This window comes from Thalassotalea sp. PP2-459, from assembly GCF_001913705.1.
Taxonomy (GTDB): Bacteria; Pseudomonadota; Gammaproteobacteria; order Enterobacterales; family Alteromonadaceae; genus Thalassotalea_C; species Thalassotalea_C hakodatensis.
Genome location: NZ_MKQD01000048.1, coordinates 1 through 26608 on the forward strand (window position 1 = coordinate 1; position 26608 = coordinate 26608).

Annotated in this window: 24 protein-coding genes; 7 read left to right on the plus strand and 17 right to left on the minus strand. The window is 38.3% G+C overall.

All coding sequences use genetic code 11. From position 1 onward, the window contains the following. Positions 1–239: 239 nt before the first annotated feature. Positions 240–1082 carry a CDP-diacylglycerol--serine O-phosphatidyltransferase gene (gene pssA / locus BI291_RS12055; protein WP_074499022.1) on the minus strand — a complete coding sequence of 281 codons (843 nt, stop codon included), beginning with the start codon at positions 1080–1082 and terminating at the stop codon, positions 240–242. A 172-nt stretch (positions 1083–1254) separates the two neighbouring features. Between pssA and BI291_RS12060 the strand changes: the two genes are divergently transcribed. Beyond that, entirely contained in the window at positions 1255–1680 is a 426-nt protein-coding gene (locus BI291_RS12060) for a DUF4124 domain-containing protein (RefSeq protein ID WP_074499023.1), read from the plus strand. 15 nt (positions 1681–1695) lie between these two features. On the opposite strand, the gene clpB is transcribed toward BI291_RS12060, so the two are convergent. The 3 genes from clpB to rluD all read right to left on the minus strand — a co-directional run bounded on the left by clpB (position 1696) and on the right by rluD (position 6131). Continuing rightward, a complete protein-coding gene (gene clpB, locus BI291_RS12065; RefSeq protein ID WP_074499024.1) occupies positions 1696–4269 on the minus strand; it encodes an ATP-dependent chaperone ClpB in 2574 nt (857 codons plus the stop codon). Positions 4270–4414: 145 nt separating this feature from the next. After that, positions 4415–5167 (minus strand): peptidoglycan editing factor PgeF, encoded by a 753-nt coding sequence (pgeF, locus tag BI291_RS12070; protein ID WP_074499025.1) that lies wholly within the window; start codon positions 5165–5167, stop codon positions 4415–4417. Then, a complete protein-coding gene (gene rluD, locus BI291_RS12075) occupies positions 5157–6131 on the minus strand; it encodes a 23S rRNA pseudouridine(1911/1915/1917) synthase RluD (RefSeq protein WP_074499026.1) in 975 nt (324 codons plus the stop codon). The genes pgeF and rluD overlap by 11 nt, the downstream gene beginning before the upstream one ends. A gap of 159 nt (positions 6132–6290) precedes the next feature. On the opposite strand from rluD, the gene BI291_RS12080 reads away from it, so the two are divergent. After that, positions 6291–7052 carry an outer membrane protein assembly factor BamD gene (locus BI291_RS12080; protein ID WP_074499027.1) on the plus strand — a complete coding sequence of 254 codons (762 nt, stop codon included), beginning with the start codon at positions 6291–6293 and terminating at the stop codon, positions 7050–7052. Between the two features lie 44 nt (positions 7053–7096). Here BI291_RS12080 and glnB read toward each other — a convergent pair whose 3' ends face one another. Next, on the minus strand, positions 7097–7435 hold the full coding sequence (gene glnB, locus BI291_RS12085) for a nitrogen regulatory protein P-II (RefSeq protein ID WP_074499028.1): 339 nt from the start codon (positions 7433–7435) through the stop codon (positions 7097–7099). A gap of 139 nt (positions 7436–7574) precedes the next feature. Here glnB and nadE point away from each other — a divergent pair, with 139 nt between their 5' ends. The 3 genes from nadE to BI291_RS12100 all read left to right on the plus strand — a co-directional run bounded on the left by nadE (position 7575) and on the right by BI291_RS12100 (position 9710). Beyond that, complete coding sequence (nadE, locus tag BI291_RS12090; RefSeq protein ID WP_074499029.1) at positions 7575–8408, plus strand: ammonia-dependent NAD(+) synthetase; 834 nt, start codon at positions 7575–7577, stop codon at positions 8406–8408. 63 nt (positions 8409–8471) lie between these two features. Beyond that, entirely contained in the window at positions 8472–9032 is a 561-nt protein-coding gene (locus tag BI291_RS12095; protein WP_083602036.1) for a GspH/FimT family pseudopilin, read from the plus strand. A 99-nt stretch (positions 9033–9131) separates the two neighbouring features. After that, the gene (locus tag BI291_RS12100) at positions 9132–9710 is read left to right on the plus strand and encodes a GspH/FimT family pseudopilin (protein WP_074499031.1); all 579 of its coding nucleotides are present in this window, start codon (positions 9132–9134) and stop codon (positions 9708–9710) included. Between the two features lie 69 nt (positions 9711–9779). Here the strand turns inward: BI291_RS12100 and BI291_RS12105 are convergent, their stop codons facing one another. The 12 genes from BI291_RS12105 to murJ form a co-directional block, all read right to left on the minus strand. Then, a complete protein-coding gene (locus BI291_RS12105; RefSeq protein ID WP_074499032.1) occupies positions 9780–10097 on the minus strand; it encodes a hypothetical protein in 318 nt (105 codons plus the stop codon). Between the two features lie 18 nt (positions 10098–10115). Continuing rightward, a complete protein-coding gene (locus tag BI291_RS12110) occupies positions 10116–10523 on the minus strand; it encodes a type IV pilin protein (RefSeq protein WP_074499033.1) in 408 nt (135 codons plus the stop codon). Continuing rightward, on the minus strand, positions 10523–14074 hold the full coding sequence (locus BI291_RS12115) for a pilus assembly protein (RefSeq protein WP_074499034.1): 3552 nt from the start codon (positions 14072–14074) through the stop codon (positions 10523–10525). Before BI291_RS12115 ends, BI291_RS12110 begins: the two co-directional genes overlap by 1 nt. A 20-nt stretch (positions 14075–14094) precedes the next feature. Further along, positions 14095–14604 (minus strand): PilX N-terminal domain-containing pilus assembly protein, encoded by a 510-nt coding sequence (locus BI291_RS12120; RefSeq protein WP_074499035.1) that lies wholly within the window; start codon positions 14602–14604, stop codon positions 14095–14097. Next, positions 14592–15593, minus strand: a complete 1002-nt coding sequence (locus tag BI291_RS12125) for a PilW family protein (RefSeq protein ID WP_074499036.1) — start codon at positions 15591–15593, stop codon at positions 14592–14594. The genes BI291_RS12120 and BI291_RS12125 overlap by 13 nt, the downstream gene beginning before the upstream one ends. Continuing rightward, complete coding sequence (pilV, locus tag BI291_RS12130) at positions 15593–16141, minus strand: type IV pilus modification protein PilV (RefSeq protein WP_074499037.1); 549 nt, start codon at positions 16139–16141, stop codon at positions 15593–15595. Before pilV ends, BI291_RS12125 begins: the two co-directional genes overlap by 1 nt. A 277-nt stretch (positions 16142–16418) precedes the next feature. After that, complete coding sequence (ispH, locus tag BI291_RS12135; RefSeq protein ID WP_074499038.1) at positions 16419–17348, minus strand: 4-hydroxy-3-methylbut-2-enyl diphosphate reductase; 930 nt, start codon at positions 17346–17348, stop codon at positions 16419–16421. Next, positions 17348–17794 carry an FKBP-type peptidyl-prolyl cis-trans isomerase gene (fkpB, locus tag BI291_RS12140; RefSeq protein ID WP_074499039.1) on the minus strand — a complete coding sequence of 149 codons (447 nt, stop codon included), beginning with the start codon at positions 17792–17794 and terminating at the stop codon, positions 17348–17350. The genes ispH and fkpB overlap by 1 nt, the downstream gene beginning before the upstream one ends. Before the next feature lie 2 nt (positions 17795–17796). Further along, the gene (lspA, locus tag BI291_RS12145; protein ID WP_074499040.1) at positions 17797–18303 is read right to left on the minus strand and encodes a signal peptidase II; all 507 of its coding nucleotides are present in this window, start codon (positions 18301–18303) and stop codon (positions 17797–17799) included. 80 nt (positions 18304–18383) lie between these two features. Further along, the gene (gene ileS, locus BI291_RS12150) at positions 18384–21221 is read right to left on the minus strand and encodes an isoleucine--tRNA ligase (RefSeq protein ID WP_074499041.1); all 2838 of its coding nucleotides are present in this window, start codon (positions 21219–21221) and stop codon (positions 18384–18386) included. A 39-nt stretch (positions 21222–21260) separates the two neighbouring features. Beyond that, positions 21261–22199: a bifunctional riboflavin kinase/FAD synthetase gene (gene ribF, locus BI291_RS12155; RefSeq protein ID WP_074499042.1), complete on the minus strand. Its 939-nt coding sequence runs from the start codon at positions 22197–22199 to the stop codon at positions 21261–21263. Positions 22200–22316: 117 nt separating this feature from the next. Then, positions 22317–23903, minus strand: coding sequence for a murein biosynthesis integral membrane protein MurJ (gene murJ, locus BI291_RS12160; RefSeq protein ID WP_074499043.1), 1587 nt, complete (start codon positions 23901–23903; stop codon positions 22317–22319). A 364-nt stretch (positions 23904–24267) separates the two neighbouring features. On the opposite strand from murJ, the gene rpsT reads away from it, so the two are divergent. Together rpsT and BI291_RS12170 are read left to right on the plus strand one after the other, a co-directional pair. Then, entirely contained in the window at positions 24268–24528 is a 261-nt protein-coding gene (rpsT, locus tag BI291_RS12165) for a 30S ribosomal protein S20 (protein WP_074499044.1), read from the plus strand. Positions 24529–24738: 210 nt separating this feature from the next. After that, positions 24739–26403, plus strand: coding sequence for a Zn-dependent hydrolase (locus tag BI291_RS12170; RefSeq protein WP_074499045.1), 1665 nt, complete (start codon positions 24739–24741; stop codon positions 26401–26403). Positions 26404–26608: the final 205 nt, after the last annotated feature.

Here is a 26608-nt window from a genome sequence, read left to right on the forward strand (position 1 = left end):
CTTTCGTCGTCCTGACTCGCTCTAATAAGTATTTCCTATACAGAACCTTCTTGGCTTGTCCCCGAGAAGTGGATGCGCATTTTAGGGATTTTTATCGCCCCGTCAACAACTATTTTCAATTTATTAAAAAAAGCTTCTTGGATGTTCAAAAATAGTACAGATTTGGTGTTTTATCAAAGTTTATAAACAAAAAAAGAGGAAATACACATTTCCTCTTTTTTAAAATAAATCGTAAAACACTACAAATCTTCTGGTTGCTTATCTTTTTTATCTACTTCTTGCTGCTTCGGAGAGTTTTCTGTTTTATCAGTATTAAATTCTGCATCTTCATCATCTCCAACAACATGCTCTAATTTTAACTTTTTGACACTACGAATAGTTGTTATTGGTCCTGATGCCGCATATAAAACAAATATTGCGCTGAGTAGTTCAGCTGGGCTCGCCGCCACAATAACAAAAACAAGTACAATGAGAAGCACAACGATAAAGTTAACTTTTCCTTTCCAGTCAACTTCTTTAAAACTGTTATACCTAAAATTACTAACCATTAATAAACCAGCTGTTATGGTAATAAGACCCATAATGAATCCAATATCATGACCATTAATTTCATATTCGGTGCCTAACCAAACAAGGCTCGCTACCACACCAGCAGCAGCGGGACTTGCTAAGCCTTGGAAGTACCTTTTGTCAGCAACGCCAACTTGAGTATTAAAACGAGCAAGTCGTAATGCTGCCGCAGCAACAAAAACAAATGCAGCTAGCCAACCAAACTTACCCATATCTGACAACGCCCAATTATAAGCAACAAGACCTGGGGCGATACCAAATGAAACCATATCAGCCATACTATCGTATTCGGCCCCAAATTCACTTTGAGTATTTGTCATTCTTGCAACACGGCCATCTAAACCATCAAAAATCATCGCGATGAAAATAGCAATTGCAGCACTTTCAAAATGTCCATTCATTGATGAAACAACAGCAAAGAATCCTGAAAAAAGACCCGCTGTGGTTAATAAGTTAGGTAGTAAATAAATCCCACGATTTGGGCTGTTTGATACCTTTTTATTTTCTGCCATGTTATTCAATTGTCTCTTTTGTTAAATTCGCGGTAATTTAACATAACTCAATATCTAGTCCTATAATTAATTAGTTGAATATAGGAATTCCCTTTAACCATTTGTCAGTAGCAGCAGAAGTTGATATAACCTGAACCAGCATAACGCGCATGAAATGGAGTACAGTATTAGGATGAAATTATTAATATTAACAATAACGACAGTGTTGTCGAGTACGCTAAGTTATGCGGACGATGTTATTGTATATCGATGGGTAGATAAAAATAATGTAGTACATTTTAGCCAACATCAACCAGAGCATAATAATTACACTGAGCTATCATTAGCCGCTACTCCACAACCAGTAAATACGCCCGACGTTTCGAATACTACAGCCAATAAACCAAAGGCTAAAATAGCAAGTAACCCAAAAGTCGCAGAGAATGAAACGGTAAATAAGTGTACTGAAGCTAAAGAAAATGTACACACCTTACAAAGTTATGACAATATCCAGTACACAGATGAAAATGGTGAACTAAAAGTACTTTCAAATAAAGAGAAAAGACAACAACTCGCCATAAATGAAAAGCAAGTCGAAGTTTACTGTGATATACCGTAAACTTCGACAACGCGTTTAACTGTTAAATGTCAACTGCTGATCTTTAACGTCAATTTTAACTCTCTGAACGCCATCAAGTTCATTTGCTAATATTTTATGGGCAAGTGGGTTTTCTATTGATTGTTGAATCGCTCTTTTTAAAGGTCTAGCACCAAATAACGGATCAAAACCCGCTTCTGAAATTAACGATAAAGCTTGTTCGGATACCTCTAGACTAATATCTCTTTGTGCTAACCGAGTTGCCAACCCTTCTAATTGAATACTGGCTATTTGCTTTATTTGTTCTGATTGTAACGGATGGAAAACGACAGATTCATCAATACGATTAATAAACTCAGGTTTAAAATGTTGCCCTACTTCATTCATCACCAAGGTTTTCATTTCACTATACTGGCTTTCATTATTTAAACTTTGAATAATGTCAGAACCAATATTAGATGTCATGATGACAACAGTATTACGAAAATCAACCGTGCGCCCCTGTCCATCAGTTAAACGACCATCATCTAATACTTGCAGTAAAATGTTAAAGACATCTGGGTGCGCTTTTTCAATTTCATCAAGTAAAATAACTGAATAAGGTTTCCTTCTCACAGCTTCAGTTAGATAACCACCTTCTTCATAACCAACATAACCCGGAGGTGCACCAACTAAACGTGCTACTGAATGTTTCTCCATAAATTCAGACATATCAACACGGATCAATGCATCTTCACTATCAAACAAAAAATGAGCAACAGCTTTGGTCAGCTCTGTTTTACCGACCCCAGTTGGACCTAAAAATAAGAATGATCCTATTGGTTGATTAGGATCAGCTAAACCAGCTCTTGAACGTCGAATAGCATTTGAAACAGAGATAACTGCTTCTGATTGCCCAATAACACGCTTATGTAAATCGTCTTCCATGTGTAATAACTTATCGCGCTCTTCTTCGAGCATTTTAGATACAGGTATTCCAGTAGAACGGCTTAACACATCAGCAATTTCTACATCAGTCACCTTATTTTTTAACAAGCTCATTTCTTGCATTTCAGCTTGAGAAGCTAAATCAAGTTGCTTTTCTAAATCAGGGATGCGGCTATATTGCAACTCTGCCATTTTATTTAAATCGCCATTGCGCCTTGCTGCATCTAAATCAATTCTTGCTTGCTCTAAATCACCTTTTATCGCTTGTGTACCATGAATAGCAGCCTTTTCAGATGTCCATACTTCATCAAGCTCATGGTACTTACTTTCGAAGTCGACCAACTGTTCTTGAATTAACGTTAAACGTTTTACTGTTGCGTCATCACTTTCATCTTCCAGGGATTTTGCTTCAAGCTTTAGTTGAATAATTTTTCTTTCCAGTCGATCAAGCTCTTCTGGTTTTGAATCCATTTGCAATCGTATGCTCGATGCTGATTCATCAATCAAATCAATCGCTTTATCTGGTAATTGACGATCGCTAATATAACGGTGTGATAAACTCGCCGCGGCAACTATGGCAGGATCTGTAATTTCAACATTATGATGTAATTCATAACGCTCTTTTAAACCACGCAAGATTGCAATGGTGTCTTCCACGCTCGGTTCTTCCACTAATACTTTTTGAAAGCGACGTTCTAAGGCAGCGTCTTTTTCAATATATTGACGATATTCATCTAACGTTGTTGCGCCAACGCAATGTAACTCGCCACGCGCAAGTGCAGGTTTTAACATATTACCTGCATCCATTGCCCCATCGGATTTACCAGCTCCCACCATGGTATGCAATTCATCAATAAATAAGATGATTTGACCTTCTTCTTTCGCTAAATCATTGAGAACAGCTTTTAATCGCTCTTCAAATTCACCGCGGTATTTTGCACCAGCAACTAAAGCGCCCATGTCTAATGATAAAACGCGTTTATTTTTCAAGCCTTCGGGTACTTCATGATCAACAATACGCTGTGCTAACCCTTCAACTATTGCTGTTTTACCTACACCTGGTTGACCAATCAACACAGGGTTGTTTTTTGTACGTCGTTGTAATACTTGAATAGTGCGACGTATTTCATCATCTCGACCGATAACAGGATCTAGCTTACCTTCTGTTGCGCGAGCGGTTACATCTACGGTGTACTTTTCTAGCGCTTGTCTAACGTCTTCGGCATTTTGATCGTTAACACTTTGACCACCGCGAATATGTGTAATAGCATCTTTGATACGTTGTTCCGTCGCACCTAAAGACTTTAAAATTTGACCAAGCTTGCCTTTATCTTCTAAAGCAGCTAGCAAAAATATTTCTGAAGAAATATATTGATCACCCAACTTTTGGGCATATTTATCACACAAGTTAAGAATATTGGCCATTGCAGAAGATAATTGTACATCACCACCGGTACCTGATACCTGTGGTAACGAAGCAATAACCTCTTCAACTTGACTTCGTAACGAATAAATATCAATACCGGCACTTTTTAACAGTGGAATTGTGCTGCTATTATTTTGATTAAATAATGCAAGCATTAAATGAGAAGGTTCTATAAATTGATGATCTTTACCTAACGCAATTGATTGTGCGTCTGATATAGCCACTTGAAAAGTTTGGGTAAAACGGTCTAATCGCATATCAATACTCCTACTGCCATATTACTGGTCTTACAATTGTTTCTGATAATAAGTTATGGGCTTTTTAATATTTTTCAAGTAAATAGACACTAACAAATAACATTAGAAAACAATTAACAAATCGAGTCTATCTTGCTAATTGTCATCAGTGATTGATCGCAATAACAGAAACCATACGGCCTGTTTTATTTTCTCTACGGTATGAATAGTATTTATTAGTTTGTTGAAACGTGCATTCATCTAATATGTGAATATTCGTGACACCTTGCTTTTGCAATAAATACTGAGCAATTAATGTTAAATCTGCATGCCAACGTTGCTGGTACTTTTTAAAACAAACAACTAACTCAGCATCAATAGTCAAGAACGCCTCTCTTACTTCATCGCCGATTTCAAAAGCTACTTGTCCAATACAAGGCCCAAGCCATACCTGCAAATCAGCAATTGGGCTAGATAGTTCATTTAATGTATTAGCAATTATATTAGCAGCAAGCGGACGCCAACCTGCATGAATAGCCGCTACCTCTTTTCCATGCTTGTCGCTTATTAAAATAGGGAGGCAATCAGCAGTCATGATTGCTAACGCAATATTTTTCTGGCGAGTTACCATCGCATCGGCAATAAGTGGCTTATCACTAACAGAATTTATCGTGACAACTTTATTACTATGGACTTGCTCTAACCATTGAATTTGAGTCTGATTGTTAAAGCACCCTGAGAGTATAGTCCTGTTCTTGAGAACTTGTTGATAGTCGTCATCAACATGCAAAGCAAGATTAAAACTATCGAATGGGCTTCTACTTTGACAATTTATATCGGGAGAGAGTCGCGATGTTTGTACCGCGACAATATTTTTGATACCAAAATGAATACGTTCAATGGCTTTTTTAGTATTCATCTCGTGCATTTAGTTTAGTATCTTCTCTGAATATATCTGTTAACGCGACCATATCATCGGGAATATCGGCAGTCCACTTCATTAACTCCCCTGTAATTGGGTGGTATAAAGACAACATTGCAGCATGTAGAGCTTGTCTTTTGAAGCTTCGTAACACAGAACGTAGTTCTTCAGTTGCATTTTTAGGAGGACGTGGACGACCACCGTAAACAGGATCACCCACTAACGGGTGTGTTATATGCGCCATATGAACACGAATTTGATGCGTGCGCCCAGTTTCCAAGCGAAGTCGTAAACGCGTATGTTCTCGGAACTTTTCCATCACACGGTAATGTGTTACTGAAGGTCTGCCTGATATAGTGACGGCCATATGAGTGCGCTTACTTGGATGTCTACCAATTGGCTCATCAACAACACCACCTGCGGTCATTACACCATTTGCTATGGCTTCATATTCTCGGGTGATCTCTCGCCTTTGCAAAGCATCAACTAAACGCGTTTGTGCTTCAATGGTTTTTGCCACCACCATTAATCCGGTTGTGTCTTTATCTAAACGATGCACAATACCTGCACGCGGCACTACATCAACTTCTGGGCAATGATGAAGCAATGCATTAAGTATTGTGCCATCTGGATTACCAGCACCCGGGTGCACCACTAAATCAGCCGGTTTGTTGATCACTAAAATATCATCGTCTTCGTAAACTATGTTTAAAGGAATATTTTGTGCTTCAAAGCGTGCTTCTGCTTCAATTTCGGTGTTAATCGCTACGACTTCCCCACCGTACATTTTTTCTCTGGCTTTTGTTAACACTTCGCCGTTAACAGACACGTCCCCCGCTAATATCCACTCTTTTAATCGAGATCTAGAATATTCAGGGAACATTTCTGCTAACGCTTGGTCAAATCGCTTGCCTAACAATGTGTCAGGAACGGTTTCTTGATGTTGAATTTTCTCAGCCATGAATTTCTCTGTGAATTAGCACTGTGCAAGGATAAAATGCTAGGTTAGAATGCATGATATTATTTTACCTGTTTGAAGTGGTAATTACATTAAGTAATTATCTTCATGTGGTATTTTTGTAATTAAAATTAATAAATAAAAGTAGTGATAACAAGGTCTATGGACAAATTGACAATTAAAACAGTATTTTTCGCCAGCTTTCTTTTTCTAGTAGGTTGTTCTTCTTCAGAGGTTTCAGAAATAGATAAAGTACCTGATAAATCGGCGCAAGCACTTTTTGTAGATGCTCGTGAAGCGCTCGATAATGGCCTTTATAAAAAAGCGATACAAATTTTATCCGCTATTGATTCTCGTTTCCCTTTTGGTCCAATATCACACCAAGTTCAATTAGATCTTATCTATGCTTATTACAAAAGTGGTGATGTTGCACAAGGTATAGCTTTAGCTGATAGGTTCCTTAAACTAAATCCTAATCATGCTAATGTTGACTATGTTTATTACATGAGAGCATTGATAAACTTAACAACAGAAACAAATTTGTTTCAAGACATCGTTGGAATTGATCGTTCCGACAGAGATCCTACCGCATCAAGAAGTGCCTTTAGTGATTTAAAAACCTTGATCACTGAATTTCCAGAAAGTAAATATGCTGCTGACGCAAGAAAACGCATGATTGCAATTAAATCACGCTTAGCACAATACGAGTTAGCCGTTGCTAAATTTTACTTAAAGCGTGAAGCGTATGCTTCAGCAGCTAACCGTGGCCGATACATTATTGAATATTACTCGCCAAGTAATGAAGTAGAACAAGCATTAGAAATTATGGTTGAGTGCTACGATAAAATGGGCTTAGAAGATTTAAAGACCAATGCTATGCAAGTGTTAGCAGCAAATTATCCAGACAACTATTTAGTTAAATAAGTAAAAGGGCTAAAGGCCCTTTTACTTTAGTGATGCAGAAGCAATTAAATTGCTTCTGCATCTTCCTCGCCTGTTCTGATTCTGATCACGCGTTCAACATCAGTAATAAATATTTTACCGTCACCTATTTTACCTGTTTGTGCGGTTTCAATAATTGCTTCAACGCATCTTTCTACGTTCTCCGACGCCACCACAATTTCAATTTTCGCTTTAGGAAGAAAATCAACCATATATTCAGCTCCTCGGTAAAGCTCAGTATGGCCTTTTTGCCGGCCAAAGCCTTTAACTTCTGATACAGTCATACCAGTAACACCTATTTCCCCAAGTGCTTCTCTGACATCATCTAACTTAAACGGCTTGATTATGGCTTCGATTTTTTTCATTTTCACTTCCATTGGATTGTCATCTATCTTTATTTTACACAATTGTTACCATCTAACAAAAATAAACACAGTAAAATAATAGAATTTTTTGTTACACTTACTTCGTTTTTTTATGAAGTAGTATCAATTGGGAAACAGAATGAATCCGAAAGACATCATCAACGAAATGAAAGTGTTACCGGTTATTGACGTGCAATTTGAAATTAACCGAAGAGTAAACTTTATTAAAAGCCAATTAATCAATTCAGGGTTAACGCATATAGTGTTGGGTATCAGTGGTGGTGTAGATTCTTCAACTTGTGGAAAATTAGCGCAACTTGCCGTAGATGAATTAAACACTGAAACGAACAAAAATTATCAATTTATTGCAGTACGTTTACCCTATGAAACTCAAGCAGATGAAGACGAGGCACAATTAGCCCTCAACTTCATTCAACCTAGCCATTGTTTAACCGCAAATGTACAGCCAGGAGCTGAAGGTATTCACCATGAAATTACCACAGCACTTGACTCAGCAGGTATTCTTAAAACCAATGAACACGCTCTAGATTTTTCAAAAGGTAATGTTAAAGCCAGAACCCGTATGGTAATGCAATATCATATTGCTGGTATATTAGGTGGATTAGTTATCGGTACAGATCATTCTGCAGAAAATATCACTGGCTTTTTTACCAAATGGGGAGATGGGGCTTGCGATCTTGCTCCACTTTTTGGCTTATCTAAACGTCAAGTAAGAGCTCTTGCAGAAACATTAGGTGCGCCTGATGTGCTTATCCATAAAGCACCAACTGCAGATCTTGAGGAATTAAACCCAGGTAAGAAAGACGAAGATGCACTTGGCATTACATACGATCAACTAGACGATTTTTTAGAAGGTAAAACGGTTGCTCCTCACGTGAGTGAAAAAATTATTAATATTTATTTGAAAACTCAACACAAAAGAGCTGCTATACCTACAATATACGATAAATAATTGGCGTAAATTACTAGGTGCGCTATACCTTATTACGACTATTCACACTACAAGGATGTAGAAATGAACGTTCGTATCCAAGGATTTTCTTTAATTGAGCTATTAATAACAATCGCAATGTTGTGCGTGATCATCACAATAGCCGTACCAAGTTTCACTGAATTTATTATTCGTAACCGTGTAGATAATGAAATTTATCGTCTATCTAAATTACTACAAGTTGCACGTAACTATGCAATACATTATGGTACTCCCGTAACGGTTTGCCCTCTTAACAATGGCCGTTGTGATCATTCATGGTCAGAATCTTTAAGTGTTTTTACCGATAATAATAACAATAAAACCTTCGAACCGTCCTTAAACGAACAATTGCTTGCCAGTAAACCCGAAGTTATAACTGGTGATAAAATCAAGTATGCTCAAGGTAGAAATGGCGTAACTTATGGCCCTACGGGGCATTTAACAGGTTGGGGGCAAAACGGCACATTTAAGTATTGTCCCGAAAAGCATTTTGATAAAGCCCGAGGTATCATTGTGGCAACATCTGGACGCATATACCAAACCTTTCAATCATCGCTTGGTAAAGAACAAACTCGTTCATATCGATACCTTCAATGTAATTAATAAAATAAAAGATTTTTATTAATTGGTTATTTAATAAACTAGCTGAATATCCAATTCAATGGTATAAATGAAGTAATGTGGCTTGAAGGAAAACGCAGTATGAAGCAACTAACTAAACGCGTGATGTCGAACAAATATAATGCCGGCTTTACCATGATAGAGTTATTAGTCACAGTAACTATACTTGGTATTGCGTCAATCATTGCGATACCGGCGTTAAATCAGTTTATCATTAAAAATAAAACTGACAATGAAGCAATTTATTTACAACGCTTTGTTCTAACAGCTCGCAATGCTGCTATCAATTCAGGTCAGCAAGTGACCATTTGCCCGTTAAATGCCGGCACTTGCACAAATGATTGGAGTAAAGATATCAGTATGTTTATTAATACCACAGATCCAAGTAAGTACGATGCTGCAGCGGAAACAATGGTTAAAGTAAAAGATCAAATATCATCAGGTGATAAGTTGCTTTTTAATGATGGTGCTACCCTTATCTATTCCCCTACAGGTCGTTTAGTAAATGGCAGGAATATTTCCTTAATTTACTGCCCTAAAGCTCATCACAGTATGGCCAGAGGGGTCACTATCTCACTCTCAGGACGAGCATATATTACACAAGATACTGATAATGATAATAAAGATGAAGATAGGGCCGGAAATGAGTTAAATTGTTAATTCATGTATTTAAGATGCTTAATAAAGCTAAGCAAAAACGCTTTTTGCTTAGCTTTTAGCACTACAGCGTTATTTAATCTGAGATTTTTCCAAATGTCGCGCTCTCCCAGCTTTAAAAGCATCATCATTAGGTAAACATTCAAACACTTTATGCACTGTACTAAATCCTCGGTGCCCTGATACGCGAATATTTCTACCTGACAACCGATCAGCAAGTGATAATAGCTGTTCTTCTTCAATCGTCACTTTATGAATGGTACGTTGACCACCTAATACTTCAACGTAACATTTAGCCAACATTTTATCACTAACTAAGTGACTACCTTCTTGCGCTAATGCACTCGTTGAAACAATAAATGCGGTATAAAACCATAGCGTTTTTTTCATTTTGTCTCTCCTCGCATGCTATTTTTCCCAGCAACCTGAAGTAGGAGTTTTAACCCCAACCTCATTTATGGTCATTATTTTACACGCAGTATCATTTACTTGAGTTGACTTCGCTGTTGCCGTTAAAATGAAAGTGTCGCCAGCAACCGTTGCGTCAATGCTATAATTTCCATTTTCTGTGATAAATGGATCAGCACTCATTCCTAAATCTGTCATGTCAGCAGTATAGGCTCTTGTATCAACATAGACCTGCTCTTGTAGGTTTGCCAGTCTCAGCAACTCTCTTTGCCCCTCACTTCGATTACCTTGCAACACAAAGCTATTGTATGACGGATAAGCAACTGCAGCTAAAATACCAATAATAGCGACCACTAAAAGTAGCTCAATGATAGTAAAGCCCTGTTTTTGCTTAACATATTTCCTCATTATTGTGCCTCTTCTATGTACAAGTTAGTACGCATGGTTTTTAAAGTAAAACCTACTGGGATAATGCGCCTGCCTACAATAATATTTCCTGTAGCATCATCAACGGTATTCGGATCACCATCATCTTCTGGTACGACAATTAAAGTAGGAGAACCTAAAAACTGTTCGCTAATATACACCTTACGTTTATCACCATCAGTTATACCATTTGGGTTTTCTGCATCTGTCCATTGATACACATGTGTGCCAAACGCTAAATCAACCGCATAAAGCCACCCTTGTCCACCTGGTATCTTACACACCCCAGTGCTGCTGGCAGCGGAAGGCGGAATATAGGACGTTAAATAAGCAACGCCATTAATAACACTCGCAGATGAAGTACTTTTTTCACCAGAAGTACTATCAAAGTTTAAAAACCAACCTGATTTTTTACTAACGGCAACTTTTAGCGCTTCCTTTTGTTGTGTTGTCATCGTTTGATCAAACGGATTATTGGTATAGTCATACAAATCTGTTAATAAAATTGGAGAAGGTATTGCTGGTGAAGATGATGAAGTAAATGATTGCGAGCGAATATATTCATCTTTAATCATGAAGAAAATATCTTGAGTGTCTGCACCTAACGGATTAGAACGATCTCCCGAGCCAATCAATACCGCGTCATACGGCTTTTCTTGACGAGATACTACCGTTGATTGAACTCCATTTGCATCAGTATGCTGTGTTTCTATTGTCTCTGAAATAAAAGTACGCGCAATCGATGGTTCATTAAAAAAGCGTCTATCAATCGCATTATCTACACCGTTTCCTCCAAGTGACGCCAGTTTAAAGAATGTCCAAGGCTCAGTTGTATCTTGAGGGTTCTTACTTGGCATATCAACCCGCCACACGTCCCCACCAGTATCACCAAAATATAGTCTATCTGCCAAACCATTACCATCACTATCTAATGTGGCAATAGAAGAGGGAATACTGTGATTACCAGTGAAGGTAGTCGTACCACCGTTTGGTGCAAGACTCCATTTTAAACTGCCAGTCTTGGCATCAACCATATAAACTGCTCGGCCTACACCATCGGCAAGTCCAGCCCCTTTAGCATCCTTAGCCGTATCATAACCACCACCAAAGATAACGACTGGAGAAGCAACAGCAGTAGCGCCAGAACCAGACGTGTTAATTTCAGAATGGGTTACTTTCGGTTGCGACCAAGATTGACCTAATTCAGAGAAGCCTGGAGTATTACTATCAATATGCCACATTAACTGAGGAGATGAAGGTGAAGTAATATCTAACGCGTAATATGAGGTTCCACCACGACGTAGCCCAAAAAATACCCATACTTTATCGTTACCGTTAACGATACCATCTCCGTTAGCATCTTTAATATAAGGCGTTAAATTGCCATCAATACCGTAAACTTTATCTCCGCCAGCAAAGTTATCACGAAGTGCTTTAATATTGTCAAAAAATTCATGAGGCATAAATGCCCAAGACTCTGAGACCACATCAGAAGAAGTATTATCTTCAAACATATGTAATACACCAGCATTTGTACCAATTAAAATACGAATACTATTACCATAATTAATCACCAAGGGCTTCGAATGTAAAGGGTCTGCGAATACATCGTATCGCATATCATCTTTTAACGAGTCTTTATCTTCGTCATCAACATCAAGACCTTTATGCCAATCAAGGTAAGAATCTATATCAGATTCTGCTACCCCTAACTCAGTCGCTAGCGTTGCGGCACTGCCATAGAAGTTTTCAATATTTGAACGATTAAATGCGGTTAAACTACTTCCTGTACCAACATTACTATACAAGGTTCTGGCATTAACATTCCTAAGCATTTCAGCAACACCGCCCTCAGCTACTTTAACACCATCTTTAGCCCCTGATGGTGACCAAAAGCTGGTGACTGTGTCAGAGAAATGCCCTGTTGAATCATTTAATGCTAACACTCCCCCTTGTCCAACTTGCTTCCCATTCAACACTTTATATTTTTTAACATTGCCCTGCCATCTTGGCGCATTCTGTGGTTCAAACATTGCGTAATACACGGCATTGAGTGTTTCTGTGCGATCAAAGTTATTCGCCGCAACAGACGCTGATGTCAAACTCTCATTACTAGGCTCTAATTGTTCAAAAATAGACGTTAATGCGCTCGTTAATTGGGTGTGGTTATCGGCATAAAAGTATTCTCCACCACCTTGTCTTGCTGTCTCTTTGAGAAGCGATTCGGCACTGTTGGCACCGTCAGAAAAACCAATGGTGAATGTTGTTGCTTTTTGTATACCATCTAAGTTCAAATTAATATCTTGATTTTGCATCCAACCGGCTAAGGAAGCTAAATAGCTCCCAGCATAAGAGCTACCGCTAAAACTTACAGTATTTCCGTCTGCGTCTTTCGAGGTAAAAGCTTTTATTTTGCTGTCTGCGCCAGTATCATAAGTAGGTTCACCGTCGGTAATTAAAATAACATAGACATTACTGTTACACTTTTTCATCGGTGTTTGATATTTACCGCTACTGACGACACTGCTATCCATAGGTGGCTTATTTTTAGTGTAGCCTCGTCTATTTTCATCAGCATCGCCGAAATCTACATTTTTTCCTGAAAAATATAATGATGCTTCATATAAACTTTCGCAAAGTGGTGTCCAAGTTTGAGGAGAAAGCTGATTTTCAATGATATCCAGTAAAGCCGTTTTATTTGCCGCCGTTGACTCTTTAATGCCAAATACAACACGTCCACCATTAGGATCGCTTGATCGGTTACCGTCATTATAGTTAAAAATTTCTAAACCAAAATCTACAGACGGCGCTGATCTAATAACGCTACTGATACTATTAACCGCTTGATCTAAACGTGACATCAATGTTTGATTCTGTGAGGCATTGTGATGCCACCGTAAATAATTATCTGTGTAGAGGGTAACAAGTTGTCCGTTCCAATCAATATTAGAATCAGCAACATCCCCAGTATGATAAATGGGGTTTCGTCTGGTACCTTGACTATCTACAGGATAACCTTGTGGCAGTGATGCAATATTAACGGGGTTTTGAGCAGTTACATCATCTTCACAATCAATTACCTCAATATTTGCACCATTATTGTCTGGGATCTCTTCCCAAGTACCGTTATTCCCTTTCGTTTCATATTCACGAATTCTACCGGTATAAAAACCATTTGATGCCAATATATCAGCAGCCGTTTTACAACTGTTAATCGAATCTAAAAAACGTCTTGATTCACTAGGACTATCAGGTACAGGCATTGAAGTGCCATCAACACCACCTTTTGTAAAATAGATAAACTTACTAGATAAAGAATTATTACCACCAACCGCAGGATACGTTACTGATGGATCATACGGAGCAGTAACGGTATCTTCCGTTCTCATACTGCCTGAATTATCAAGTATGATAAGAACTTGTGGCCTACTTGATAAAGCCTTCACCGTATCGCTTATATATAATTCAATATCTTCACTCAATGATACACTTGAAATTACGCAAGCTATCATCATTAAGGCTAGTTTTTTCATAATTTTCCCCATAAGGTCATCTATCTAAGTAACTGTTGCGACACACCAGAATTGACGCGTACAGTACTATTGTTCCCTCGACCATAATTTCGATTTACTTGAACATTTAACACATTACAAGTAAACACCTGAACCGAAGAAGCAGATCTAGAGTGGGGGCAATCTGCTTCCAGTTTAAATTCATTATTGGTAATATCAACACTCGCTGTTGCTGCTGTTTTCGTATTGGGTAACAACTCTCCTTGATTGTTATTTGGAAAGTTATTATCAGCAATTGTACGAGCAAAAACGTTTGTATTTCCAGGTAGCAATTGATTATAGATCACTTCATCTATTGCACTAACACCGGCTTGCGTTGCTACCATTTTTTCTTCACTAGCACCCGACATTTTCACATCTGAGGTAGTATTTTGCATTAATGCAGCAACAACCGCAGTAAGTGAAATTAAAAAAACCAATGAAACAATTAACACAACACCTTGTTGCTTTGATCGTATTGATTTCGGCGCTCTAGCAATTACCTTGGCCATGAATCTACCCTCGCATTAAATAATGTTACCGTCGAGGTAAACAATAAACGTCTAAAGTTATCATTGGGAGTTATCTGAATGTCACCCAAGGTATACGTATTATCATTAGTATAATCATTATCAGGGGAAATACTTCTCGCTAGTACATAAATTTTAACGGCAATAATGCTGTTATTTCCTGACCTATCCCAATCATTTTGATTCATATTTCCAGCAGATAAGAAGTTATTCACAATACCGTCATTATCGGTGTCTAATCCATACATAAAACGAATATATTCAATACCATCAATAATTGGAGCAAAAGACATAGTTGTTGTTAAACGGCCCTGCATCAGCACTGGCACGTCATAGCCACCCTGAGCTTGCTCAGTTACATAATAAACATGATGTTGATATTGCCAAATCTTAGCATTATCAATAGTAGGAATTGCTGCATTACCTAAAAATATTTCACCATCGTTGATATTGGTAATAAGATAATAATTGTTAGGACTCACTTGAGCAGGTAACACTTCGTCGGAAATGGTGCGTTTTAATTGTAATATATCAGAACCAATAAATGCTGGCGCGCTCGCAGCAAAACAACCAAGAGGGTCGGCAGTTGCAGCGGTTTGGCCCCATAAAGTTCTAAAATGACCAGCTGCTGCAGGAAACGTACCATTATTTACACCTTCCCCAACACATTCATTCGCTGGTGCACCTGGCGCTTGACCATTCAGAGCCGAGATATTTAGCGTACCTGTATAATCTCCCCAAAAGTCTTGTCTGAGTAGATCTTCTGTTAATAAACTTATCGCAAAACGGCCATTCTCTTGTAGCTCACCGTAGCTTGATGTTTCTTCCGAGGTAACCCTCATACCAACAAAAATGGAAAGTACACCTGCAAGCAACAAAAGCCCTATGGCCATAGAAACAAGTAATTCAACAATGGTGTACCCTTGATGATTTTTATTGTTGATGCCGATTGCTTGCGTAAGTTTTATCATCAGTTTATGAATGCCTCAACAACAACTTGACGTCGTTTATCACTAGCAGCACCACAGTTGTTTACCTTTTGACCATCAACCGTAGACACTCGTCCTTGCCAGCTCACAACAACTTGCACCGCATTAGCATTATGACTAACGCAACCACGCGCACCTATTAGGCCGCCACGGCGATCGCCGCCAGACATTACATCGGCTCCCATTAGCGCTAATTCCCATTCATAAATATCATTCGTAGCCATCTGCGCAGCAGTACAAGGTGCTCCTTGAATATTGCAGCGGTTCGCAGGTACAGCATTCAATGCAACGCCATAATCGTTACTCTCATAGGTTGCTAATGCAGTAGGATCATTACTGCGCATACGTTCTAACATATCTTGAGCAAGTGATGAAGCTAACGAACGCTGCATTGCATCAAAACTACTTTTCTTTACCGTCGCTTGCATGGCAACTGCGCCTAGCAGTCCAACGAGCAGTAAAAATAACGCTATAAGCACTTCAATAAATGTCATACCTTGATGGCGACTCGTTTGACGAATGTTACGCATCGGCACGTCCTCTCAACAAGCAAAAAGGAAACAGGTATGAAAATAAAAGGCGAGTAGAAACGGCAAAATAACCGTCATTATTTTGCAAAACATATGTGGGGGAATATGTGTTAAACATCACAAACGTGAACCGCATTAACCCATACCTTACTTCTTAACAGCAAAAAACTATCCTTAATTATCATTAAGCGTAGCTACTTGCTTTACTATTATCTAATAGAAAAGTGAGCAGCCGACAATCTAGTTCAACCGCTCAACTTTTAGCCTGTTTTAAAGACTAGCGCAATTCCACAGGAACCGCAAATACAGTATTTTCTTCACGGCCTGGAAATTCGATAACTTCTTTCCCACCATGACTTTTTAATTTATCAATAACTTGTTTTACCAATACTTCAGGCGCTGAAGCCCCTGCAGTAACACCGATCGCTTTTACATCATTCAACCAAGCAGTTTCAATGTTTTCAGCAGCGTCAATTAGAAAAGATCGCGTGCCAATTTTCTCGGCAAGCTCTCTTAGACGGTTTGAGTTAGAGCTATTTTTAGCACCAACGACTAATAGAAGATCTACTTCACTAGCAATGGCTCTCACAGCATCTTGACGATTTTGAGTAGCATAACAAATATCGTCTTTGCGTGGCCCTTCTATTTCAGGAAATTTTGCCCTTAACGCGTCTATTACATCACTGGTATCATCGACTGAAAGTGTGGTTTGGCTGCAATAATAAAGTTGCTTAGGGTTATTTACCGTTAACGTTGCTACATCTGCGGCAGATTCAACCAAATATATACCACCCTCTGCACTTTCATATTGCCCCATCGTACCTTCTACTTCTGGGTGACCAGCATGACCGATAAGCACGCATTCAACACCTTTACGGCTAGCTCGTGAAACTTCCATATGAACTTTAGTTACCAGCGGGCAAGTTGCATCAAATACTTTTAAACCACGATTTTTCGCTTCTTCGCGAACCGCTTTTGAAACGCCATGAGCACTAAAAATAACCGTCGCGTCATCGGGTACCTCGTGCAGTTCATCGACGAATATAGCACCTCGTTTTTTTAAGCCATTGACGACAAATTTATTATGAACAACTTCGTGTCTTACATAAATAGGGGCGTCGAATAAATCTAGCGCACGATCAACAATACTAATAGCACGATCTACACCTGCACAAAAACCACGTGGATTAGCTAATACAATTTCCATTAAGCATCTCCTGATAAAATATCGACAACATCAATCACAAAAGTAACCGCTTGTCCTGCAAGCGGGTGATTAAAATCAACGGTAACTGAACTACCCGACACATCTGTGATCATACCTGGTAACTCAATGCCACCAGGCTGCGTAAAGGTAACAATATTCCCCACCTGAGCAGGTGCATCTGATGAAAACTTATTAATATCAACATAGTGAATATTATCAGGGTTAGTTTCGCCAAAACTATCAACCGCCTGTAAGGTAAATTCTTTTGACTCACCTTTTTGCAAACCTAAAAGCTGGGCCTCAAATGCTGGTGAAATGCTTTCATCACCCATAATTATTTTAGCCGGTTTGTTATGTACTTTTGTACTATCAGCCGCTGAGCCGTCAGCAAGTTTCATGGTGATATGTACAATAACATGAGAATCAGATTTTATCATTTCTGTCATTTTTAAGCCTTTGCTGAATGTTTACGTTGTTTTTCCTGCGAGAATGAATCCCAAATCATCAATGCTGCACCAATAAAAATCACCGAATCAGCAATATTAAACGTAGGCCAACGATATCCTTGTAAGTGGAAATCTAAGAAATCAATAACATAGCCAAATAAAGCCCTGTCAATTAAATTTCCCAATGCACCACTTAGCATCAATGCTAGCGCTATAGCAAGTTTCTGTTGTTGTTTAGGCACCCTTAATAACCAAACAAAAAATATCACACTGGCTATAACAGCAATAGCAGTAAAAAACCAACGCTGCCACCCACCTTGGTCAGCTAAAAAACTAAATGCTGCTCCAGTGTTTTGCGCGTAAGTAATATTAAAAAAGGGTAGTACTTCTATCGACTGATACAAGCCCATCGTATTCGCAACCCAATACTTGGTAATTTGATCGGCAACCAAAAAGATTAATGTTAACCATAACCATTTTACATTTGAATGTTGGCTAATTTTATTCATGAAAACTTCTCATTCAGATAAACAAAATGCTCAGTCACCTAAGCTAACTGAGCATTTAATCAATACAACCAATTCGCTCATTAAGCAAATTGACGTGTTTCACCTTCACCATTTACGTTGGTAACACAGCGACCACATAAATCATCGTAGGCATCATCAGAACCAACATCATCAGTGTAATGCCAGCAACGCTCACACTTTGTTCCAGAACTGCTTGCAATACTTATCCACAGCCCTTCAATTTCTGTACTTTGTGCATTACTAGGCTTTTCTGTGACTTCTTCAACCGAAGCACCTGATGTGATCAATACAAACCTAAGCTCATCTTTTAACGTTTGTAATTGTTTCGCAAGTTGTGGATTTGCATATAGCGTTACACTTGCTTCTAAACCTTTACCGATCGTTTTCTCTTTACGAGCGACTTCAATGGCTTTATTTACTTCACCACGAACTTGTAAAATAGTACGCCAAAAGTCGTCATTAAAGGCACTAGCGTCATCAACATTAGCTAAATCATCAAACCAAACATCAGTAAAAACAAACTCACCTCTTTCTCCTGATGCTGGAGCAGGTAGTGCTTGCCAAATTTCTTGTGCTGTAAAAGATAAAATAGGTGCCATCCAACGTGTCATGGCTTCAGCAATAATATACATTGCTGTTTGGCATGAACGACGAGCCACACTGTCAGCTTTTGCCGTATATTGGCGATCTTTAATAATATCTAAGTAAAAACCACCTAACTCTGTTGTACAAAAATTCATTAATTTATGTACAACGTTATGGAACTCATAATTATCGTAAGCTGCTACAATTTCAGTTTGCAGTTCAGCTGCTTTCGCTAATACCCATCTATCAAGTTCTACCATTTCACTTGGTGAAACAGAGTGCTTAGCAGGTTCAAAGCCATTAATATTCGCTAATAGAAAACGTGAAGTGTTGCGAATACGTCGATAAGCATCTGCTTGACGATTAAAAATCTCTTGAGAGACTGTGATTTCTTGGGTGTAGTTAACAGATGCTACCCATAAACGTAGGATATCTGCGCCAAGTTTATTGGTAATTTCAGACGGCGTAATCACATTACCAAGTGACTTAGACATTTTTCTACCATTTACATCAACAGTAAAGCCATGTGTTAATACTTGCGAATATGGCGCTTTGCTATGCATAGCAATACTAGACATCATAGAAGACATAAACCAACCACGGTGTTGATCTGAGCCCTCTAAGTATAGGTCTGCAGCTTTCGTAAACTCTTCTCGAGCATCAACTACAGTATAATGAGTAACTCCAGAGTCAAACCAAACGTCCAAGGTATCTGGTACTTTAACGTATTCTTGTGCATCGTCACCAATCAGTTCTTTAGCCTCTAAATCGAACCATGCTTGAATTCCTTCTTTTTCAACGCGCTTTGCAACATCTTCAATAAGCTCTATGCTGCGAGGGTGTAATGCGCCAGTGTCTTTATGAATAAACAAAGCAATAGGTACACCCCAAGTTCTTTGACGCGAAACACACCAATCAGGTCGACCTTCAACCATGCCTTTTATGCGTTCTTCGCCCCATTCTGGGATCCATTGTGTTTTCTTAATTTCTGCTAAGGAATCTTGACGTAAACCTTTTTTATCCATGCTGATAAACCACTGTGGTGTTGCACGGAAGATAATAGGTGTTTTATGTCGCCAACAATGAGGATATGAATGTTCATAAGCATGATGATGCATCAATGCACCTTTTTCATTCAATAGATCAACAATACCAGCATTGGCTTTAAAGACATGTTGTCCAGCAACAATCGGCGTACCTTCAATGAAAACACCGTTGGCGCCAACTGGGTTATAAATTTCTAAATCATACTTTTTGCTAACATTGAAATCATCTACACCATGACCACCAGCAGTATGAACACAACCAGTACCAGAGTCAGTGGTAACATGGTCACCGCAAATAACAGGTACGGTAATATCATTAAACGGATGTTGAAGTTGAACATGTTCTAGCGCCTCGCCGTTACAGAAACCTAGCGCATGATATTTTTCAATGCCAAAACGATCAATACATTCGGTTACTAGCTCTGAAGCTAAAATTAAACGAAAACTGCGGCCTTCTTTTTCACATTGTACTAGCGTGTATTCAACGTCAGGGTGTACAGAGATCGCCCGGTTTGCCGGTAATGTCCATGGCGTAGTTGTCCAGATAACAACGGAAATATCACCTTCACCTACCTTGCCTTCTGGATGAGAGAACTTGTCAACAATTGTACTGTCAATCACATCAAATTTTACATAAATCGCAGGTGATTGCTTATCTTGGTATTCAACCTCAGCTTCAGCTAATGCTGAACCACAGTCTGTACACCAATGAACGGGTTTAAAACCTTGTTGTAAGTGACCATTTTCAGCAATTTTACCTAACGCTCGAATGATATTCGCTTCAGTGTCGAAGTTCATGGTTAAATACGGTTTATCCCAATCACCAAAAACACCTAAACGTTTAAAGTCTTCTCGCTGGCCGTCTACTTGTTTGGTTGCATATTCACGACACTTTTGACGAAACTCTGCCGCAGATACTTTATGGCCAGGTTTACCAATTTTTTTCTCTACCATTAACTCAATAGGTAAACCATGGCAATCCCAACCTGGTACGTATGGAGAGTCAAAGTCAGATAACGTTTTTGCTTTGATAATGATATCTTTAAGAATTTTATTAACAGCATGGCCTAAATGAATATTACCATTAGCGTATGGAGGGCCGTCATGCAAAATAAATGATTTTTTACCCTTCTTAGCTGCGCGAATTTTGCTATAAAGATCTTTATTTGCCCAATCCTTTAGCATTTGCGGTTCACGATTTGCCATATTGCCTTTCATGGGAAAGGTTGTAGCAGGCAAATTCAGGGTATGTTTGTAGTCACTCATTTATTGTTTATCCATTAATAATCAATTACTGCTAAAATATTATGTCGCCCCAAAAAAACATCGGGCTTGTTCACTATCTATCTGTATTTGGTCTTTTAGTTGTGCTAATGAAGAAAATCGCTGTTCTTTTCTCAAACTTTTCATCAAGACAACTTCTATTGATTGACCATAAATATCTTGTTCAAAATCAAAAATATGTACTTCAAGTTGTTGTCGAATTCCATTAACACTTGGCCTAGAACCAATATTGGCCACACCAGTAAATTCACTGTCATTGATACGCACTTTTACTGCATATACGCCAGACACAGGAGAAACTCGTCTTTTCAAATGCACATTAGCGGTTGGAAAGCCCAACGTTCTACCCCGTTTATCGCCATGAAATACTCGGCCGATAATTGAATATTCCCGACCTAGCATTCTCTCAGCTTCTGATAATGCATCGTGCTGAAGAGCTTCACGTATCGCAGTACTGCTTATTCGGCAATCTTCTAATTTAAAACTTGCTGTATCTGACACACCAAAGCCAAATTGTTTACCTGCTTTGCACAGCATTTCAAAATCACCCGTACGCCCTTTACCGAATCTAAAGTCATCACCAATAATTAAATGGTTAATGTTTAACTGCTCAACAAGTAAATGTTGAATAAAAGATTCTGCCGATATGTTGGCAAATTTGGCATTAAAATTCACACATAGCAAGCGTTTAACACCATGCTTTTTCAATAACGCATATTTGTCTCTTAACCGTGTTAATCTCGCAGGTGCATTCTCAGGCGAAAATAACTCTTGTGGTTGAGGTTCAAACACCATTACAACAGGCACAGCATTTAAAGTTTTGGCTTTTTCCACCAACGCTTTTATTACTCGTTGATGCCCAAGATGAACACCGTCAAAGTTTCCAATAGTTAACACACTGCCTTGTTCGTTTTCTTGGTTCGCTAACTGAATGTTATGGATCCCACGAATTAATCGCATTAAAAATGTTAACCTTTTATTGAAAGTATCTAAAACGAGTCTCGATTGACGCAATACTCGCCAACCAAATTAAAAAATCGACGAATTATAGCTTAGTCAACTTGAAGAATCAGCCCATTATTCATGATTTTTTTCTACTTGTTGCTGTACCGTAAAGTCAGCAAACCTTATACCGAATAGATACGCACACGCAAAATAGCAAATAATCCCAGAAAATATACATTTACAAAGCATGATGATTTTTGCTGCTAAAGACAAAGTTAACCAATAATCAAAGCTAGGCGATAATAGATAGACCACATAAGCCATCACTAACGACGCTAATATCAAGCGTAAGATGAAAATCTTCACTTGCTTAGACAATTGATAAACCTGTTGCGCTTTCAAACCTTGGTAAAGCCAGTAAGCATTTAATGTTGCAGATAATGTGGTTGCTATTGCTAATCCTACATAGCCAAAGAACGGCGCTAGCATAATATTAAACGCCATATTTGCCACCATCGCTTTAATCCCAATTTTAACAGGTGTTTTCGTGTCTTGTCTCGCGTAATACCCAGGCGCTAATATTTTAATAAACATAAAGCTAACTAATCCAGATAAATATGCATAGAGGGCAAAAGACACTTGATACACTTCAACTTGCGTAAATTCTCCACGCATAAACAAAATCATAATTATCGGTTGCGCAAGCACCATTAAACCAACCAAAGCAGGCCAGCCTAATAAATTAATAATTTTGATCCCCCAATCTAAAGTATCGGAAAATTCTTGCACACTTTTTTTCGTATGCAAGCGAGCAAGACTAGGCAAAATAACAGTGGCTATTCCAATGCCAAATAGTCCTAATGGAAATTCTAATAAGCGATCAGCGTAGTATAAAAAGCTGACAGCTCCTGTTTCTAATAGACTGGCAATTTGGGTATCCAATAACAAATTAATTTGGGTAACAGATACCCCAAACAAAGCAGGCGCCATTAACTTTCTTATTTTAGTGACACCTTCGTGTGCCCATCCCCATTTAGGCATGGTTAACGCCCCTGCTTTATACAAAAATGGAATTTGAAAAATAAATTGAGCAAAACCGCCTAAAAATACACCCCATGCAAGCGCATACTCAGGGTTGGTAAAATAATCACGACCCAATGTTGCCATTGATATTATCGCAACGTTAAGCAGCACAGGAGTAAAAGATGAAACGGCAAATTTCCCATAAGCATTTAAAATAGCGCCAGACAGTGCAGTAAAACTAACAAACCACAAATAAGGAAAAGTAATTTTTAATAAATCAGACGCTAAGTCAAATTTTTCGCTACTTGGATCTTGTACATGTTCAACATAAAAACCAGGTCCAAACAGCATGACAATGAAAGGTGAAGCAATCATGCCAATTAGGGTTACTAAGGTAACAATAACCCCTAACGTTCCAGATACTTTAGCGATAAGCTCACGTGTTTTCTGTGTATTATTATCAATGTCTTTGTGGTGGTATTCGCTAAGTACAGGTACAAATGATTGCGCAAAAGCCCCTTCAGCAAAGAGCCTTCTTAAAAAGTTAGGAATTTTATTTGCAAAGAAAAAAGCATCAGCCGTTGCGCCAGCTCCCATTATACTTGCAATAACAACGTCACGTACTAACCCTAATACTCTTGATATTAAGGTCATTGCACTCACAATAATGCCTGATTTTACTAACTTACGGCTCAACTACTTTCCTTGAACTAGCTGTTGATGGAACTCTTAGCTAGCAATTATGCGTTGTTTACTACAATGAACACAAGGTCATATTAAGGCAAAACAAATATTTACTCGAAATACCTTACGATAAATCATAAAAAACGATTAAAAATGTAGGTTAACGCCTACTTAAAAAACCTAATATTCAAAAACAAATACTTATATATATTCGCTTTAAAAAGGGTAAATCATACCTTTAAATGGTCATACATTAACCGATCGCGTATAATCTTACGCATTAGACCGAAAAACATTTGACTTTGTGCTTAAAAAAAGGCATATTTCGACGCCTTAAATTTAGGCTATATTTGATATCATTTTTTAGGAGTTCACCTTGGCTAACTCAAAGCAAGCTAAGAAGCGCGCAGTACAATCTGAAAAGCGCCGTCAACACAATGCAAGTCGTCGTTCAATGATGCGCACTTTAGTAAAAAAAGTAATCGCTGCCATTGAAGCCGGTGACAAAGACACAGCAACAAAAGAATTTGCAGCTGTTTCACCAATTTTAGACCGTTACGCAAGTAAAGGTTTAATTCATAAGAACAAAGCTGCTCGTAACAAGAGTCGTTTAAATGCAAGAATTAAAGCACTTTAATTTGTTCTGTGGCATGATTTGAAAAACCGGCTAACGCCGGTTTTTTTTCGTCTTATTTTTACTAAATTCATTGACGATAACAATGACACTAATTCGTACAGCTAAATGCTCACTTAGTGAAAGTTTAAAGACATAGAGACAAGGCATTAGTTGCCAATTGATAAAAATTTCTCTAGTCTCTTGAACATCTGTTTCAATAGGCTAAAAATAATGAAAAAATCAATACTGGCTTGTACAATTATACTTGCAGCTTCTGTGACATTAACCGCATGTAACGATAAAGCAGAACCTCAGCAAAACGCACCATCACGACAACTTACCGAATCTTATCAAGGTAAACTCAACATTTATAAAGATGTCACACTATCTGCTGATCTCTCTCATTTAAGCGAAAAACAACATAAAATGTTAGCGCTATTAATTGAAGCATCAGATATTATTGATCAACTTTTTTGGCAACAAGCATTCAGTGAGAACAAAACTCAATTCTTAAACTCAATTGATAATAAACAAGCAAAAACGTTTGCCTCTATCAACTATGGTCCTTGGGACAGAATGAATGGTGACACTCCTTTTCTACAAGATATTAAACAAAAATCGTTAGGCGCAGAGTTTTATCCGCACGATATGAGCAAAGAAGAATTTGAACAAGCAAATTTTGAAGACAAAACAGGGTTATATTCACTAGTGAGAAGAAATGAGCAAGGAGAACTAATCGCCATTGCTTACTCTGAAGCTTACCACGATGAATTACAACGAATAGCCGCAATTTTACAAAAAGCTGCAACATTTGCCGAAGATAAAGACTTTGCAAAATACCTAACTATGCGTGCTGAAGCGTTATTAACAGATGATTACCAGCCATCAGACTTTGCATGGATGGATATGAAAAATAATCCTATTGATGTTGTTATTGGCCCTATCGAAACATATGAAGATCAACTTTATGGCTATCGTGCAGCATTTGAGTCATACGTTCTCATTAAAGATATGGCATGGAGTGAAAAGTTAGCGAAGTATGCTGAATACCTGCCAGAATTACAAAAAGGCTTGCCAGTAAGCAAAAAATACCGCAAAGAAATGCCTGGTACAGATGCTGATTTAAACGCATATGAAGTAATTTATGCCACAGGGCATGCCAATGCTGGCGGTAAAACAATTGCCATAAATTTACCTAATGATGAACAAGTTCAACTTGAGAAAGGCACTCGACGCCTGCAACTTAAAAATGCTATGCGCGCAAAATATGACGCCATTATGGAACCTATTGCCGAAGTATTAATTGTGCCAGAGCAAAGAAAACACATTACTTTCAACGCTTTTTTTGCAAACACAATGTTTCATGAAGTTGCCCATGGTCTTGGCATTAAGAATACTATAAATAACAAGGGAACAGTGCGACAAGCACTTAAAGAACATGCATCAGCTTTAGAAGAAGGCAAGGCCGATATTCTAGGGTTGTATATGGTTCGTCAACTGCTCAATAAGAAAGTGATCACTGAAGGCGAGCTAGAGGATTACTACACCACTTTTTTAGCAGGGATATTCCGTTCAGTGCGTTTTGGTGCAAGTTCAGCACATGGTAAAGCAAACATGGTTCGCTTTAATTATTTCGCTGAGCAAGGCGCGTTTACTCGCAATGAACAAGGCTTGTATCAAGTGAATTATCAAAAAATGACCGAAGCGATTAATAGCCTTTCCACATTGATATTAACACTGCAAGGCACAGGTGATTACGAAGAGGTTGATAATTTAGTGAAACAATCAGGCATTATTACTGAACAATTGAGCCAAGATCTTGCTCGTTTAAATCAAGCCAAAATTCCTGTTGACATCACTTATCAGCAAGGGAAAAAACAATTGGGGTTACACTAATACCAATTCTATTAAATATTTAGCCAACTTAGCACTTCATTAGCGCGCTTAGAACAAGCTAAATAATTTAAGCATAGTTGCTCTATGGTTCGATTATTTAGGGAAGTTATCTGAGTTCCCAAGGGCGAGTTTAAAAGGGTTATAGACTGTGTTATTGATTTTAACAATGGAATAACCATTCTTTGCAATCAATGCCTTGCCTCTA

Excerpts from the sequence above, each read along its gene's own strand:
- BI291_RS12100 (WP_074499031.1), top strand. The coding sequence starts at position 9,132 with ATGAAGCAACTAACTAAACGCGTGATGTCGAACAAATATAATGCCGGC.
- BI291_RS12060 (WP_074499023.1), top strand. The coding sequence starts at position 1,255 with ATGAAATTATTAATATTAACAATAACGACAGTGTTGTCGAGTACGCTA.
- pilV (WP_074499037.1), bottom strand. The coding sequence starts at position 16,141 with ATGCGTAACATTCGTCAAACGAGTCGCCATCAAGGTATGACATTTATT.
- pssA (WP_074499022.1), bottom strand. The coding sequence starts at position 1,082 with ATGGCAGAAAATAAAAAGGTATCAAACAGCCCAAATCGTGGGATTTAT.
- ribF (WP_074499042.1), bottom strand. The coding sequence starts at position 22,199 with ATGCGATTAATTCGTGGGATCCATAACATTCAGTTAGCGAACCAAGAA.
- nadE (WP_074499029.1), top strand. The coding sequence starts at position 7,575 with ATGAATCCGAAAGACATCATCAACGAAATGAAAGTGTTACCGGTTATT.
- BI291_RS12110 (WP_074499033.1), bottom strand. The coding sequence starts at position 10,523 with ATGAGGAAATATGTTAAGCAAAAACAGGGCTTTACTATCATTGAGCTA.
- BI291_RS12095 (WP_083602036.1), top strand. The coding sequence starts at position 8,472 with ATGAACGTTCGTATCCAAGGATTTTCTTTAATTGAGCTATTAATAACA.
- BI291_RS12120 (WP_074499035.1), bottom strand. The coding sequence starts at position 14,604 with ATGGCCAAGGTAATTGCTAGAGCGCCGAAATCAATACGATCAAAGCAA.
- pgeF (WP_074499025.1), bottom strand. The coding sequence starts at position 5,167 with ATGAATACTAAAAAAGCCATTGAACGTATTCATTTTGGTATCAAAAAT.
- BI291_RS12115 (WP_074499034.1), bottom strand. The coding sequence starts at position 14,074 with ATGAAAAAACTAGCCTTAATGATGATAGCTTGCGTAATTTCAAGTGTA.
- clpB (WP_074499024.1), bottom strand. The coding sequence starts at position 4,269 with ATGCGATTAGACCGTTTTACCCAAACTTTTCAAGTGGCTATATCAGAC.
- BI291_RS12125 (WP_074499036.1), bottom strand. The coding sequence starts at position 15,593 with ATGATAAAACTTACGCAAGCAATCGGCATCAACAATAAAAATCATCAA.
- BI291_RS12170 (WP_074499045.1), top strand. The coding sequence starts at position 24,739 with ATGAAAAAATCAATACTGGCTTGTACAATTATACTTGCAGCTTCTGTG.
- glnB (WP_074499028.1), bottom strand. The coding sequence starts at position 7,435 with ATGAAAAAAATCGAAGCCATAATCAAGCCGTTTAAGTTAGATGATGTC.
- ispH (WP_074499038.1), bottom strand. The coding sequence starts at position 17,348 with ATGGAAATTGTATTAGCTAATCCACGTGGTTTTTGTGCAGGTGTAGAT.
- lspA (WP_074499040.1), bottom strand. The coding sequence starts at position 18,303 with ATGAATAAAATTAGCCAACATTCAAATGTAAAATGGTTATGGTTAACA.
- BI291_RS12105 (WP_074499032.1), bottom strand. The coding sequence starts at position 10,097 with ATGAAAAAAACGCTATGGTTTTATACCGCATTTATTGTTTCAACGAGT.
- BI291_RS12080 (WP_074499027.1), top strand. The coding sequence starts at position 6,291 with ATGGACAAATTGACAATTAAAACAGTATTTTTCGCCAGCTTTCTTTTT.
- rluD (WP_074499026.1), bottom strand. The coding sequence starts at position 6,131 with ATGGCTGAGAAAATTCAACATCAAGAAACCGTTCCTGACACATTGTTA.
- ileS (WP_074499041.1), bottom strand. The coding sequence starts at position 21,221 with ATGAGTGACTACAAACATACCCTGAATTTGCCTGCTACAACCTTTCCC.
- fkpB (WP_074499039.1), bottom strand. The coding sequence starts at position 17,794 with ATGACAGAAATGATAAAATCTGATTCTCATGTTATTGTACATATCACC.